A 14,457-nucleotide genomic window follows, 5' to 3' on the forward strand; every position below is an offset into this window, starting at 1 on the left:
CGGCTTGCGGGAACCCCCTCGATAGAATCGAACGCCCACGATCGCCGGTGTCCCCTTGTCCGACCGTTTCGCCGTTCTCCCCCAGTACCTCTATCCCAAGCAGGCATTGACCTCCTTCGCAGGCTGGGTGGCCGGCAAGGAGCGCGGCGCACTGACGACCTGGATCATCCGCAACTTCGTCGCCAAGTACGGCGTCGACATGAGCGAGGCGATCGAGAGCGACATCGCGCGCTACGCGAGCTTCAACGACTTCTTCACCCGCGCCCTCAAGCCCGGCGCCCGGCCGATCGCCGACGCACCGCTGGTCTGCCCGGTGGATGGCGCCATCAGCCAGTTCGGCCCCATCGCGGGCGACCAGATCTTCCAGGCCAAGGGCCACCGCTATTCCACCACGGCCCTGGTCGGCGGTGATGCCGGCCTGGCGGCGCAGTTCCAGGACGGCAGCTTCGCCACGCTCTACCTGAGTCCGCGCGACTACCACCGCATCCACATGCCCTGCGATGGGCGGCTCACGCGCATGATCTATGTGCCGGGGGCGCTGTTCTCGGTCAATCCGACCACGGCGCGCGGGGTGCCGGGGCTCTTCGCCCGCAACGAGCGGGTGGTCTGCGTCTTCGAGAGCGACCACGATCCTTTCGTGCTGGTGCTGGTGGGTGCCACCATCGTCGGCAGCATGGCGACCGTCTGGCATGGCGTGGTCAATCCACCACGCGGCGGCGAGATCCGCGAATGGCGTTACGACGATCCGGCCCTGCGCTTCGTCAAGGGCCAGGAGATGGGACGCTTCCTGCTGGGCTCGACGGTGGTGATGCTCTTTCCGCCGCCGGCCCTGTCGTTCAACAAGGACTGGGCGCCAGGGCACGCGGTGCGTCTGGGCGAGCCGATGGCCGGTGCGGGTGCGCACCGATAGACTGCGACACGACCGGCCGCAGTGCCGGCACCAGCCCCGAGACGACATCCCGGGCCGCCCCGAGCCCACGACGAGGAGGGTTTGCCGATGAGCTCCAAAGACCAGGCCGCCGTGCGGCAACTGCTGGCGCTGCTCGAAGCGCGGTATGCGCTGCGCGTGCTGTGGGCCCTGAGGGACGGCCATCCGCAGACCTTCCGCCTGCTGCAGGACAGCGTGGGCGGCATCACGCCCAACACCCTCAACACCCGCATCAAGGAACTGCGCGAGGCCGGCCTGCTGTGCCATGGCGGCGACGGCTACTGCCTCACCACCAGCGGTCAGGACCTGCTCAAGCGCCTGTCCGACCTGCAGGCCTTTGCCGGCCGCTGGCAGGTCGGTCTCGTCAAGAAGACACCCGCGACACCCGCCGAGGCATCGCCCTCCGCCTAAACTCGCGCGTTTGCCCCCGCCGCCCTGCATCCCTGCTGCCGGTGCGGCCCGTCCATCCAAAGGAATCTCCATGCCCACCACCGCATCCGGCCTGCAGTACGAAGACACCGTCGTCGGCGAAGGCGCCGAGGCCAGCGCCGGCCAGTACGTCCATGTGCACTACACCGGCTGGCTCTACAACGATGGCCAGCAGGGCGCCAAGTTCGATTCCAGCCTGGACCGCAACGACCCCTTCGCCTTCCCGCTGGGCGCCGGCCACGTGATCAAGGGCTGGGACGAAGGCGTGGCCGGCATGAAGGTCGGTGGCAAGCGCACGCTGATCATCCCCCCGGGCCTGGGCTACGGCGCCCGTGGCGCCGGCGGCGTGATCCCGCCCAATGCCACCCTGAAGTTCGACGTCGAACTGCTCGACGCTCGCTGAGCCCCGCGCCCCTGCGCACCCAGGCGGCCCACGACGGCCGCCTTTTTGCTTCGGCTCAATCGCCTTCCTCGATGGCCCTCGCGGCCCTCATTGGAAATTTCTTAGCCTTTGCGCAGCATCCCCACCTTGAAAAGGGCCTTGGGGCCCCTAGCTGCTGGGCAGTTTCGAACCCCAACGTTCCATCGACCATGACGGAGAACACCCCCCATTCGCCCGCCCCGGAAGGCCAACAGGCCGCCGCCGACGCCCAGAATGACGCCGTGCACACCGAGGGCACGGCCGTGCAGAACCTGGAAGCCGAGCTGGCAGAGCTGAAGGCCAAGTCGGCCGAGCTGGCCGACCAATACCTGCGCGCCCAGGCCGACGTTCAGAACGCCCGTCGCCGCGCCGACGAGGAAATCTCCAAGGCACGCAAGTTCGCCGTGGAGTCCTTCGCCGAGAGCATGCTGCCCGTGCTCGACAGCCTGGAAGCCGGCCTCGCCATCAAGGAGGCGACGCCCGAGCAGATCCGCGAAGGCGCCGAAGCCACGCTGCGCCAGCTCAAGAGCGCACTGGAGCGCAACAAGGTGATCGAGGTGGCGCCTGCCGCCGGCACCAAATTCGACCCGCACCAGCACCAGGCCATCTCGATGGTGCCCGCCGAGCAGGAAGCCAACACCATCGTGAGCGTGCTGCAGAAGGGCTACACCATCGCCGAGCGCGTGCTGCGGCCGGCCCTGGTCACCGTCGCGGCGCCCAAGTAATTCGTCATTGCTCCACAGGAAATCCCCGGCGCATCCCTTGAATATGGCCGGGTTATCCACAAGTTCAGCACAACAGATTCTTCAGATTCAGGAGTAACAACACCATGGCCAAGATCATCGGCATCGACCTGGGCACGACCAACTCGTGCGTGGCGATCATGGAGGGCAACAACACCCGCGTGATCGAGAACTCGGAAGGCGCGCGTACCACGCCGTCCATCATTGCGTATCAGGAAGACGGCGAAGTGCTGGTCGGCGCCTCGGCCAAGCGCCAGGCGGTCACCAACCCGCGCAACACCCTGTATGCGGTCAAGCGCCTGATCGGCCGCAAGTTCGAAGAGAAGGAAGTGCAGAAGGACATCGACCTGATGCCTTATGCCATCTCCAAGGCCGACAACGGCGACGCCTGGGTGGAAGTGCGCGGCAAGAAGATGGCGCCTCCGCAGATCAGCGCCGAGGTGCTGCGCAAGATGAAGAAGACCGCCGAGGACTACCTGGGCGAGCCTGTGACCGAGGCCGTGATCACGGTGCCGGCCTATTTCAACGACAGCCAGCGCCAGGCCACCAAGGACGCCGGCCGCATCGCCGGCCTGGAAGTCAAGCGCATCATCAACGAGCCCACCGCGGCCGCGCTGGCCTTCGGCCTGGACAAGCAGGACAAGGGCGACCGCAAGATCGCCGTGTATGACCTGGGCGGCGGCACCTTCGACGTGTCGATCATCGAGATCGCCGACGTCGACGGCGAGAAGCAGTTCGAGGTACTGTCCACCAACGGCGACACCTTCCTGGGCGGCGAGGACTTCGACCAGCGCATCATCGACTACATCATCACCGAGTTCAAAAAGGAACAGGGCGTCGATCTGTCGAAGGACGTGCTGGCGCTGCAGCGCCTGAAGGAAGCGGCCGAGAAGGCCAAGATCGAGCTGTCGAACTCGTCGCAGACCGACGTCAACCTGCCCTATATCACCGCTGACGCCACCGGCCCGAAGCACCTGAACATCAAGCTGACCCGCGCCAAGCTGGAAAGTCTGGTCGAGGACCTGGTCGAGCGCACCATCGCCCCCTGCCGCACGGCCATCAAGGACGCCGGCATCAGCGTGAACGACATCAGCGACGTGATCCTGGTGGGCGGCCAAACCCGCATGCCCAAGGTGCAGGAGAAGGTCAAGGAGTTCTTCGGCAAGGAGCCGCGCAAGGACGTGAACCCTGACGAGGCCGTGGCCGTCGGTGCCGCCATCCAGGGCCAGGTGCTGTCGGGCGACCGCAAGGACGTGCTGCTGCTGGACGTGACCCCGCTGTCGCTCGGCATCGAGACGATGGGCGGCGTGATGACCAAGATGATCACCAAGAACACCACGATCCCGACGAAGTTCGCGCAGACCTTCTCGACGGCCGACGACAACCAGCCGGCCGTGACGATCAAGGTGTTCCAGGGCGAGCGCGAGATCGCCTCGGGCAACAAGCTGCTGGGCGAGTTCAACCTGGAAGGCATTCCGCCGGCGCCGCGCGGCACGCCGCAGATCGAGGTGAGCTTCGACATCGATGCCAACGGCATCCTGCACGTCGGTGCCAAGGACAAGGGCACCGGCAAGGAAAACAAGATCACCATCAAGGCGAACTCGGGCCTGTCCGAGGACGAGATCCAGAAGATGGTGAAGGACGCCGAGCTGAATGCCGCCGAGGACAAGAAGAAGGTCGAGCTGGTGCAGTCGCGCAACCAGGGCGAGGCCATGGTCCACAGCGTGCGCAAGTCGCTGGGCGAGCATGGCGACAAGCTCGACGCCGGTGAGAAGGACAAGATCGAGGCCGCCATCAAGGAGCTCGAGGAAGTCCTGAAGTCCGACGACAAGGATGCCATCGAGGCCAAGACCACGGCGCTGATGACCGCCAGCCAGAAGCTGGGCGAGAAGATGTACGCCGACGCGCAGGCCGCCGCGGGTGCCGCAGGTGCTGCGGCCGGGGGCAGCGCAGGTGCGGAAAATGCAAGCGCCAAGCCGGCCGACGACAACGTGGTCGACGCCGAGGTCAAGGAAGTCAAGAAGGGCTGATTGCCTTGAGCTGACGCGGGGCTGGTCACCTGTCCAAGGGTGGTCCAGCCTCTTTTCGTTTTCCACCGAACCGCTTCCGCGCGAGTCCCATGGCAAGCAAACGCGACTACTACGAGGTCCTCGGCGTTCCCAAGAACGCGGGCGAGGACGAGATCAAGAAGGCCTATCGCAAGCTGGCGATGAAGTACCACCCTGACCGCAATCAGGGCGATGCCGCCACCGAGGCCGAGGCGAAGTTCAAGGAGGCCAAGGAGGCCTACGAGATGCTGTCGGACGCCGACAAGCGCGCGGCCTACGATCAGTACGGCCACGCTGGCGTCGACCCCAACATGCGGGGCGGCATGGGCGGGGGGCCCGAGGGCTTCGGCGGTTTCGCCGAGGCCTTCGGCGACATCTTCGGCGACGTCTTCGGCGGCGGCGCTGGGGCGCGCCGCGGCGGCGGCCGGCAGGTGTTCCGCGGCAGCGACCTCAGCTACGCGATGGAGATCACGCTGGAAGAGGCGGCTGAAGGCAAGGACGCGCAGATCCGCATCCCCAGCTGGGACGAATGCGGCACCTGCCACGGCAACGGCGCCAAGCCCGGCACGAAGCCGATCACCTGCACCACCTGCCACGGCTCGGGCGCCGTGCAGATGCGCCAGGGCTTCTTCAGCGTGCAGCAGACCTGCCCGCAATGCCGCGGCACGGGCAAGATCATTCCTGAGCCCTGCCCCACGTGCCACGGCCAGGGCAAGGTCAAGAACAACAAGACGCTCGAGGTGAAGATCCCCGCCGGCATCGACGACGGCATGCGCATCCGCAGCACCGGCAATGGCGAGCCGGGCACCAACGGCGGGCCGCCGGGCGACCTCTACATCGAGATCCGTCTGAAGAAGAACGAGGTCTTCGAGCGCGACGGCGATGACCTGCACTGCATGGTGTCGGTCAGCATGACCACCGCGGCGCTGGGCGGCGAGATCGAGGTGCCCACGCTCAAGGGTCCGGCCGCTATCGACATTCCCGAAGGCACGCAGAGCGGCAAGCAGTTCCGCCTGCGCGGCAAGGGCATCAAGGGCGTGCGTTCCAGCTATCCGGGCGACCTCTACTGCCACATCCGGGTGGAAACGCCGGTCAAGCTGACCGAGTACCAGCGCAAGCTGCTCAAGGACCTGGACGAGTCGCTCAAGAAGGGGGGCGACAAGCACAGCCCGCAGGAGAAGGGTTGGCTGGACAAGGCCAAGGAATTCTTCAGCTGATCCCGCAGGGGAGGTGCTTCGCGCCCTCCTCTGCCACCGCTCAGGCGCTGCGCGACTCCGGTCGCCAGCGCCTTTTTCGTGTCCCGGCCCGGCGGGCGCCGCGCCCGCAGCCGCCAGGAAGTGTTGTCGGCCGGCCACGCTCCCTTCGCTGGTTTCGCTGAGGTCCTCGGCCTACGCGCCTGTGGGGCGACACCGACGGACGTAGGTCTTTCCCTCGATTCCTGCGGGTTTGCATGCATGGCTCCATCCAACGGCACGTCTTTTGCGTAATAGAAGGTGTGCCAGCCGGGGTGGAACTTCGGCCCGGTGTGCGGCCCCAAGAATTGGGCGGGTTTCGGCCCCTTCATCGAAGCGCACGCCGCGCGAAGTTCTGCCGTATGCTGGAACCGCGTCTTGAGGAGTTTCCGGAGCCTGGCGGCCTGGTCATCCGCTGTGGCTCGATGTTGAATCCTGCCGACCCATTGGAGGTGTGCACCCATGGACGTCATCAGCAACTTCACCGCCCGGTACGAGCGAACGCGCGAAGAGGTCATGTCGCTGCAGGACTACCTGAACGTCTGCAAGCGCGACGCCACGGCCTACGCGACAGCCGCCGAGCGGATGCTGAAGGCCATCGGGGATCCGGAGGTGGTCGACACCCGCAACGACCCGCGCCTGTCGCGGATCTTTGCGAACAAGGTCATCAAGATCTACCCGGCCTTCCGCGAGTTCTATGGCATGGAAGACGCCATCGAACAGGTGGTCTCGTACTTCCGCCATGCGGCCCAGGGCCTCGAAGAGAAGAAGCAGATCCTCTATCTGCTCGGCCCGGTGGGCGGCGGCAAGAGCTCCATCGCCGAGCGGCTCAAGCAGCTGATGGAGCAGGTGCCTTTTTATGCCATCCAGGGCTCGCCGGTGAACGAGTCGCCGCTGGGCCTCTTCGATGCCGCCGAGGACGGCGAGATCCTGGAGAAGGAATACGGCATCCCCCGGCGCTACCTGCAGCGCATCCTTTCGCCCTGGGCTGTCAAGCGGCTGGAGGAATACGGCGGGGACATCCGGCAGTTCAAGGTCGTCAAGCGCTATCCCTCCGTCCTCAAGCAGATCGCGGTGGCCAAGACCGAGCCGGGCGACGAGAACAACCAGGACATCAGCTCGCTGGTCGGCAAGGTCGACATCCGCAAGCTCGAGACCTATGCGCAGGACGACCCCGACGCCTACAGCTATTCCGGCGGCCTCTGCCTGGCCAACCAGGGCCTGCTGGAGTTCGTGGAAATGTTCAAGGCGCCCATCAAGGTGCTGCATCCGCTGCTCACCGCCACACAGGAAGGCAACTTCAAGGGCACGGAAGGCTTCGGCGCCATTCCCTTCGACGGTGTGGTGCTGGCCCACAGCAACGAGAGCGAGTGGAAGGCCTTCCGCAACAACAAGAACAACGAGGCGTTCCTCGACCGCATCTACATCGTCAAGGTGCCGTACTGCCTGCGCGTCTCGGAAGAGATCCGCATCTACGACAAGCTGGTGCGCAACTCCTCGCTGGCCGCCGCGCCCTGCGCGCCGGGCACGCTGAAGATGATGGCCCAGTTCTCCGTGCTCACGCGCCTGAAGGAGCCGGAGAACTCCAACGTCTTCAGCAAGATGCAGATCTACGACGGCGAGAACCTGAAGGACACCGATCCCAAGGCCAAGTCGCTGCAGGAGTACCGCGACTATGCGGGTGTCGACGAGGGCATGAGTGGTGTCTCCACCCGCTTTGCCTTCAAGATCATCTCCAAGGTCTTCAACTTCGACAGCACCGAGGTTGCCGCCAATCCGGTGCACCTGATGTACGTGCTGGAGCAGCAGATCGAGCGCGAGCAGTTCCCGCCCGAGACCGAGCAGAAGTACATCGGCTACATCAAGGAGATGCTGGCGCCGCGCTACGCGGAGTTCATCGGCAAGGAGATCCAGACGGCGTACCTCGAGAGCTACTCCGAGTACGGTCAGAACATCTTCGACCGCTACGTGACCTATGCCGACTACTGGATCCAGGACCAGGAGTATCGCGACGTGGACACCGGCGAGGTCTTCGACCGTGCGGCCCTCAATGCCGAACTGGAGAAGATCGAGAAGCCCGCAGGCATCTCCAATCCGAAGGACTTCCGCAACGAGATCGTCAACTTCGTGCTGCGGGCGCGGGCCAGCAACAGTGGCCGCAACCCGACGTGGACCAGCTACGAGAAGCTGCGCACGGTGATCGAGAAGAAGATGTTCTCGAACACCGAAGAGTTGCTGCCCGTGATCAGCTTCAACGCCAAGAGCAGCGCCGACGAGCAGAAGAAGCACGAGGACTTCGTCACGCGCATGGTCGAGAAGGGCTATACGCCCAAGCAGGTGCGCCTGCTCTGCGAGTGGTACCTGCGCGTGCGCAAGTCGTCCTGACCGATCGTCTCCGCCACCATGGAGGTGCTGCACCTTGGCGATGTTCCAGCAGATCATTGACCGGCGCCTGTCGGGCAAGAACAAGTCGGTCGGCAACCGGGAGCGCTTCCTGCGCCGCTATCGCACGCAGATCCGCGACGCGGTGCGCAAGGCGGTCAGCGGCCGGGGCATCCGCAACTTGGAGGCAGGCGAGGACATCACCCTGCCGCGGCGCGACGTGTCCGAACCCACCTTCGGGCATGCCCAGGGCGGCAACCGTGAGTACGTGCACCCGGGCAACCAGGAGTACGTGCGCGGCGACCGCATCGAGCGGCCGAAGGGCCAGGGCGGCAGCGGCTCGGGCAGCGGCCAGGCGAGCGACAGTGGCGAAGGCGAGGACGATTTCGTCTTCCGACTGACGCGCGAGGAGTTCATGCAAGTCTTCTTCGAGGACCTCGCCCTGCCCCACCTGATCCGCACGCAGCTGGCCGAGGTGCCCGAGTGGAAGAGCCACCGTGCCGGCTTCACCAGCGACGGCACGCCCAACAATCTGCATGTCGTGCGCTCCATGCGCGGCGCGCTCGCGCGGCGTATCGCACTGGGCGGGCAGGACCGCAAGGACATCCGCGCGCTCGAAGCCCGCATTGCCGACCTGGCGCGCGAGCCCGAGCCGGATGCGGAACTGCTGAAGTCCTTGCAGGACGAGCTGGACGGCATCCGCCGCCGCGCGCGGCATGTGCCCTACATCGATCCCATCGACCTGCGATACCGCAGCCGGGTTCGCACGCCGGTGCCCAGCGCCAAGGCGGTGATGTTCTGCCTGATGGACATCTCCGGCTCCATGGACGAGGCGCGCAAGGACATGTCCAAGCGCTTCTTCATGTTGCTGTACCTGTTCCTGACCAAGCACTACGAGAAGATCGAACTCGTCTTCATCCGCCATCACACGCAGGCGCAGGAAGTGAGCGAGGACGACTTCTTCCATGCCACCGAGACCGGCGGCACGGTGGTCTCCAGCGCGCTGGTGCTGATGCGCGACATCATCCGCGCCCGCTACCCCAGCAGCGAGTGGAACATCTACGGCGCGCAGGCCAGCGACGGCGACAACTGGCACCAGGACAGCGGGCGCTGCCGCGAGCTGTTGGCCGATTCGATCCTGCCGCTGGTGCGCTATTACGCGTATGTGCAGGTGGCCGAGGCCGAACAGAACCTGTGGCAGGAATACACGCAACTCGAAGAGCGCTTCGGCCACTTCGCGATGCGCAAGGTGTCGAGCGCGCAGGACATCTACCCGGTGTTCCGCGATCTGTTCAAGAAGGAAGGCGCGGCAGCCGCCGCCTAAGTGGGAATGAACCCGCCAGGAGCCAAGGACACGATGACCCCGTCCCGCCTGCCCCCCGTCTTCGAGCGTGCGCCCGAGCGCCTGCCAAGCCCGTCCGACTGGACCTTCGAACTCATCGAGACCTACCACGACGAGATCGCCAGAACGGCACGGGCCTTCGGCCTGGACACCTACCCGAACCAGCTGGAGATCATCTCGGCCGAGCAGATGATGGATGCCTACGCCAGTGTGGGCATGCCGGTGCTCTACCGCCACTGGTCCTATGGCAAGCAGTTCATCGCCACCGAGAAGAACTACCGCCGTGGCCACATGGGCCTGGCCTACGAGATCGTCATCAACTCCGACCCGTGCATCTCCTATCTGATGGAGGAGAACACGATGGCCATGCAGTCGTTGGTGATCGCCCACGCAGCCTATGGCCACAACAGCTTCTTCAAGGGCAACTACCTCTTCCGGATGTGGACGGACGCCTCGTCCATCATCGACTACCTCGTCTACGCCAAGAACTACATCGCCGAGTGCGAGGAACGCCATGGCGTGGAGGCTGTGGAAGACCTGCTCGACTCCTGCCACGCGCTGATGAACTACGGCGTGGACCGCTACCGCCGGCCGCAGAAGCGGTCGCTGGCGCAGGAGAAGGAACGGCGCGCCGAGCGCGAGGCCTACATCCAGCGCCAGCTCAATGACCTGTGGCGCACGGTCCCACGCTCCGGCGCTGCGGCGCAGGACCCGCAGGCGGCGCGCCGCTTTCCGGAGGAGCCGCAGGAGAACCTGCTGTATTTCATCGAGAAGAACGCCGCCCTGCTTGAGCCCTGGCAGCGCGAGGTGGTGCGCATCGTGCGCAAGGTGGCGCAGTACTTCTATCCGCAGCGCCAGACGCAGGTGATGAACGAGGGCTGGGCCACCTTCTGGCACTACACGCTGCTCAACACCATGTACGACCGCGGACTGCTCGCCGACGGCTTCATGATCGAGTGGCTCAGCTCGCACACGGCTGTGGTGTACCAACCGCCCGTGGGCCACCGGGCCTACAGCGGCATCAATCCCTATGCGCTGGGCTTCGCGATGTACAGCGACTTGAAGCGCATCTGCGAGAAGCCCACCGAGGAAGACCGGCAGTGGTTCCCGGACATCGCCGGCTCCAACTGGCTGACGACGCTGGACTACGCCATGCGCAACTTCAAGGACGAGAGCTTCGTCGGCCAGTTCCTCAGCCCGAAAGTGATGCGCGACTTCCGCTTCTTCGCCATCCGCGACCATGAGGCCGATCCGGAACTGGAGGTGGCGGCCATCCATGACGAAGCCGGTTACCGGGCCCTGCGTGAATCGCTCGCGCGGCAGTACGACCTGGGCAGCCGCGAGCCCGACATCCAGGTGTGGAACGTGGACCTGCGCGGCGACCGCTCACTGACGCTGCGCCACACCCAGCGCAACAACCGTCCGCTGCATGAAGAAACGCCCGAGGTGCTCAAGCACGTCGCGCGGCTCTGGGGCTTCGACGTCCACCTGGAGAGCGTGGACGACAAGGGGCGCGTGGGCTATCGCAAGACGGTCAGCCCGAAGCGCAGCTGATCATCGTCAGCGGAAGCTGGCGAAGCATTGCGCCAACTCGTCCTTCCAGGCCTTCTTGGCCGTGGCATCGGCAAAGCTGCCGTCAAAGCTGTTGGCGGCCAGTTGCCAGGCCTGCGCAGACGTCAGCCCAGTGGCCGCAAAGGTCTGCAGGAAGTTCTCGTTCATGTAGCCGCCGAAGTAGGCCGGGTCGTCCGAGTTCACGGTCGCGACCAGGCCGGCACCAAGCAGCTGCCCCAGGTTGTGCTGCGACAACTGCGGGAACACGCACAGCTTGAGGTTGGAGAGCGGGCAGACCGTCAGAGGAATTCGGTCTGCGGCCAGGCGCTTCATCAGCGCAGGGTCCTTGGTGCTCTGCACGCCGTGGTCGATGCGCTCGACCTTGAGGACATCGAGCGCGCTCCACACATAGGCGGGCGGGCCTTCCTCGCCGGCATGCGCGACGAGGTGAAGGCCCAACTCGCGGCAGCGCGCGAAGACGCAGGCGAACTTCTCGGGCGGATGGCCGACCTCGCTCGAATCGAGGCCCACGCCGATGAACTGGTCCCGGAAAGGCAACGCCTGCTCCAGCGTCTCGAAGGCCGACTCCTCGCTCAGGTGGCGCAGGAAGCACAGGATCAGCGCGGCATCCACGCCCAGCGCCGTCTTGGCGTCCACGCACGCCCGGTGCAGGCCGCCGATCACCGTGGCCATCGACACACCGCGCTCGGTGTGCGTCTGCGGGTCGAAGAACATCTCGGTGCGACGCACGTTGTCGGACGCGGCGCGCTGCAGGTAGGCCCAGGCCATGTCGTAGAAGTCCTGCTCGGTGAGCAGCACGCTGGCGCCGGCGTAGTAGATGTCCAGAAAGCTCTGCAGGTTGGTGAAGGCATAGGCCTTGCGCAGTTCTTCCACGGTGGCATAGGGAATGGCCACGCCGTTGCGCTGCGCCAGCGCGAAGATCAGTTCGGGCTCCAGCGAGCCCTCGATGTGCATGTGCAGTTCCGCCTTGGGCATGGTGCGCAGCAGCTCGGGCAGGCGGGCGGCGGGGATGGCGGCGGGGTCGAAGGGCAGGCTCATGGTGGAGATGATTCAGCGATCGCGATGGCCAAGCATAAAGCGCCAGCAAAGAAAAACGGCCGCTCGAAAGCGGCCGTAGGTGTTGCCGGTGCACCCGCGGAACCGGCTCTGCCGGGCCGCCGGGTGCGCCCCTTGAGGGGGATTCGGCTACACGAAGTGAGCAAGAAACGGGGTGGTCAGTTCTTGCCGGGCACCTTGCCTTCCACGCCCTTGACGTAGAAGTTCACGCCCGACAGGAACTTGTCGTCCGCGGCAGCGCCAGCAGCGATAAGTTCCTTGCCGTCCTGGCCGACGATCGGGCCCTTCCAGATCTGGAAGGTGCCATCCTTCAGGCCCTTCTTGACCTCGTCGACCTTGGCCTTGATGTCGGCCGGCACGTCGTCGGCCACGGAGACCAGATCGATCGCGCCTTCCTTCACGCCCCACCAGGTCTGGCCGGTGGCCCAGGTGCCGTCGAGCACGTCCTTGGTGGCCTTGATGTAGTACGGGCCCCAGTTGATCACGGCCGAGGCCAGGTGGGCCTTGGGACCATAGGCGGTCATGTCGCTGTCCCAGCCGAAGGCGCGCTTGCCCTTCTCTTGCGCCGTCTTGAGCACGGCCGGCGAATCGGTGTTCTGGAACAGCACGTCGGCGCCGCCGTTGATCAGGGCCGTGGCAGCCTCGGTTTCCTTCGGCGGGCTGAACCATTCGTTGACCCACACCACATTGGTGGTGATCTTGGGGTTCACCGACTGGGCACCCAGCGTGAAGCTGTTGATGTTGCGCAGCACCTCGGGGATCGGCACCGAGCCCACCACGCCCAGCTTGTTCGACTTGGTCATGGCGCCGGCGATGATGCCGGCCATGTACGCACCCTCATAGGTGCGGCTGTCGTAGGTGCGCATGTTCTCGGCCGTCTTGTAGCCGGTGGCATGCTCGAACTTCACGTCCTTGGCGTCGCCAGCGACCTTCAGCATGGGCTCCATGTAGCCGAAGGTGGTGCCGAAGATCAGCTTCTTGCCCTGGCCCACGAAGTCGCGGAACACGCGCTCGGCATCGGCCGACTCGGGCACGCTCTCGACAAACGTGGTCTTGATCTTGTCGCCGAATTCCTTCTCCAGCGCCTTGCGACCGTTGTCGTGGGCGAAGGTCCAGCCGCCGTCGCCCACCGGGCCGACGTAGGCGAAGGCGATCTCCAGCGGTGCCGTCGACGCCGGGGCCGGCGCAGCGGCGGTGGGCGCAGGCGCCGCGGGAGCTGCCGCAGCTGGCGCCTCTTCCTTCTTGCCGCAACCCACCAGGGCGGCAGCAGCCGCGGCGGAGATGGCGGCGAGCTTGAGCAGCGAGCGCTTGTTCAGATCGGTCATTGTCTAAAGGTCCTTGGCAGCAAGACGTTGAGGGAGGTGAAAAATTCAGCGCGCATTATGAGCCGGGGTAGAACGGTTTCCCGATCGACGCAGGCATGTTGACGCGGATGAAGGCGGGGTTGCGCGAGATCAGCGCCAGCACCACGATGGTGGCCACGTAGGGCATCATGGCGAGGAACTGGCTGGGTACGTCGACGCCCACGCTCTGCAGGTGGAAACCCAGCTGCGTCACGCCGCCGAAGAGGTAGGCGCCCAGCAGCACCCGCAGGGGCCGCCAAGTGGCGAAGGTGGTGAGCGCCAGCGCGATCCACCCGCGGCCGGCCACCATGTTCTCCACCCACAGGCCGGTGTAGACCACCGACAGGTAGGCGCCCGCCAGGCCGCACAGCGCGCCGCCGGCCATGACCGCCATCAGCCGGATGCGCCGCACCGGATAGCCCAGCGCATGCGCCGACTCGGGCGACTCGCCCACCGAGCGCAGCACCAGCCCGGCCCGCGTGCGGTACAGGAACCAGATCAGCGCGAAGGTGAGCGCCACCGCGAAGTACACCAGCGGATGGTGGCGGAACAGCGCCGGCCCGATGAAGGGAATGTCGCCCAGCACAGGGATGGCGAAGGCCATGCCGCCTGGCGCCTTGGCCTGCACGTAGTTGATGCCGACGAAGGCCGAGAAGCCCACGCCGAAGAGCGACAGCGCGAGGCCCGTGGCGTACTGGTTGGTGTTGAGCCAGATCACCAGCACGCCGAACAGGCCCGCCAGCAGCGCACCCACCGCCATGCCGGCCGCAAAGCCGATCCAGGCGTTGTGCGTGTGCACATAGGCCGCGAAGCCGCCGATGGCGGCGCACAGCATCATGCCCTCGGCGCCGAGGTTGACGATGCCGGCCTTCTCGTTGATGAGCAGGCCGAGCGCGGCGATGGCCAGCACAGTGCCGGCGCTGAGCATGGCGCCCAGGAGGAGTGCGTAGCTTTCCATTCA

The 14,457-nt window shown here is 65.6% G+C and carries 12 protein-coding genes; 9 read left to right on the top strand and 3 right to left on the bottom strand.

All coding sequences use genetic code 11. From position 1 onward, the window contains the following. The first annotated feature begins 55 nt into the window (after positions 1–55). The 9 genes from asd (at position 56) to ABIC63_RS12775 (ending at position 11,079) form a co-directional block, all read left to right on the top strand. Complete coding sequence (asd, locus tag ABIC63_RS12735; protein ID WP_354320021.1) at positions 56–910, top strand: archaetidylserine decarboxylase; 855 nt, start codon at positions 56–58, stop codon at positions 908–910. A gap of 87 nt (positions 911–997) precedes the next feature. Next, positions 998–1,339, top strand: coding sequence for a winged helix-turn-helix transcriptional regulator (locus ABIC63_RS12740; protein WP_017759147.1), 342 nt, complete (start codon positions 998–1,000; stop codon positions 1,337–1,339). A gap of 64 nt (positions 1,340–1,403) precedes the next feature. Continuing rightward, positions 1,404–1,760 carry an FKBP-type peptidyl-prolyl cis-trans isomerase gene (locus ABIC63_RS12745; protein WP_043113473.1) on the top strand — a complete coding sequence of 119 codons (357 nt, stop codon included), beginning with the start codon at positions 1,404–1,406 and terminating at the stop codon, positions 1,758–1,760. 188 nt (positions 1,761–1,948) lie between these two features. Next, positions 1,949–2,503, top strand: a complete 555-nt coding sequence (grpE, locus tag ABIC63_RS12750) for a nucleotide exchange factor GrpE (RefSeq protein ID WP_354320022.1) — start codon at positions 1,949–1,951, stop codon at positions 2,501–2,503. 104 nt (positions 2,504–2,607) lie between these two features. Then, positions 2,608–4,551 (top strand): molecular chaperone DnaK, encoded by a 1,944-nt coding sequence (gene dnaK / locus ABIC63_RS12755; protein ID WP_354320023.1) that lies wholly within the window; start codon positions 2,608–2,610, stop codon positions 4,549–4,551. Between the two features lie 89 nt (positions 4,552–4,640). Next, positions 4,641–5,786 carry a molecular chaperone DnaJ gene (gene dnaJ / locus ABIC63_RS12760; protein ID WP_294372750.1) on the top strand — a complete coding sequence of 382 codons (1,146 nt, stop codon included), beginning with the start codon at positions 4,641–4,643 and terminating at the stop codon, positions 5,784–5,786. Positions 5,787–6,263: 477 nt separating this feature from the next. After that, entirely contained in the window at positions 6,264–8,186 is a 1,923-nt protein-coding gene (locus ABIC63_RS12765) for a PrkA family serine protein kinase (RefSeq protein WP_294372752.1), read from the top strand. Between the two features lie 34 nt (positions 8,187–8,220). Beyond that, the gene (locus ABIC63_RS12770; RefSeq protein ID WP_502935868.1) at positions 8,221–9,507 is read left to right on the top strand and encodes a YeaH/YhbH family protein; all 1,287 of its coding nucleotides are present in this window, start codon (positions 8,221–8,223) and stop codon (positions 9,505–9,507) included. A gap of 33 nt (positions 9,508–9,540) precedes the next feature. Then, entirely contained in the window at positions 9,541–11,079 is a 1,539-nt protein-coding gene (locus ABIC63_RS12775; RefSeq protein WP_354320024.1) for a SpoVR family protein, read from the top strand. A gap of 6 nt (positions 11,080–11,085) precedes the next feature. Here ABIC63_RS12775 and ABIC63_RS12780 read toward each other — a convergent pair whose 3' ends face one another. The 3 genes from ABIC63_RS12780 to ABIC63_RS12790 all read right to left on the bottom strand — a co-directional run bounded on the left by ABIC63_RS12780 (position 11,086) and on the right by ABIC63_RS12790 (position 14,454). After that, a complete protein-coding gene (locus ABIC63_RS12780) occupies positions 11,086–12,135 on the bottom strand; it encodes an adenosine deaminase (RefSeq protein ID WP_354320025.1) in 1,050 nt (349 codons plus the stop codon). Positions 12,136–12,311: 176 nt separating this feature from the next. Continuing rightward, entirely contained in the window at positions 12,312–13,478 is a 1,167-nt protein-coding gene (locus tag ABIC63_RS12785; protein ID WP_017759137.1) for a BMP family ABC transporter substrate-binding protein, read from the bottom strand. Between the two features lie 55 nt (positions 13,479–13,533). Beyond that, positions 13,534–14,454 carry an ABC transporter permease gene (locus ABIC63_RS12790; protein ID WP_017759136.1) on the bottom strand — a complete coding sequence of 307 codons (921 nt, stop codon included), beginning with the start codon at positions 14,452–14,454 and terminating at the stop codon, positions 13,534–13,536. Positions 14,455–14,457 lie beyond the last annotated feature (3 nt).

Origin of the sequence: Pseudacidovorax sp. 1753, from assembly GCF_040544975.1 — a bacterium.
In the GTDB taxonomy this organism is placed as follows: Bacteria; Pseudomonadota; Gammaproteobacteria; order Burkholderiales; family Burkholderiaceae_C; genus Xenophilus.

Excerpts from the sequence above, each read along its gene's own strand:
- ABIC63_RS12785 (WP_017759137.1), bottom strand. The coding sequence starts at position 13,478 with ATGACCGATCTGAACAAGCGCTCGCTGCTCAAGCTCGCCGCCATCTCC.
- grpE (WP_354320022.1), top strand. The coding sequence starts at position 1,949 with ATGACGGAGAACACCCCCCATTCGCCCGCCCCGGAAGGCCAACAGGCC.
- ABIC63_RS12765 (WP_294372752.1), top strand. The coding sequence starts at position 6,264 with ATGGACGTCATCAGCAACTTCACCGCCCGGTACGAGCGAACGCGCGAA.
- dnaJ (WP_294372750.1), top strand. The coding sequence starts at position 4,641 with ATGGCAAGCAAACGCGACTACTACGAGGTCCTCGGCGTTCCCAAGAAC.
- ABIC63_RS12775 (WP_354320024.1), top strand. The coding sequence starts at position 9,541 with ATGACCCCGTCCCGCCTGCCCCCCGTCTTCGAGCGTGCGCCCGAGCGC.
- ABIC63_RS12780 (WP_354320025.1), bottom strand. The coding sequence starts at position 12,135 with ATGAGCCTGCCCTTCGACCCCGCCGCCATCCCCGCCGCCCGCCTGCCC.
- ABIC63_RS12790 (WP_017759136.1), bottom strand. The coding sequence starts at position 14,454 with ATGGAAAGCTACGCACTCCTCCTGGGCGCCATGCTCAGCGCCGGCACT.
- ABIC63_RS12740 (WP_017759147.1), top strand. The coding sequence starts at position 998 with ATGAGCTCCAAAGACCAGGCCGCCGTGCGGCAACTGCTGGCGCTGCTC.
- dnaK (WP_354320023.1), top strand. The coding sequence starts at position 2,608 with ATGGCCAAGATCATCGGCATCGACCTGGGCACGACCAACTCGTGCGTG.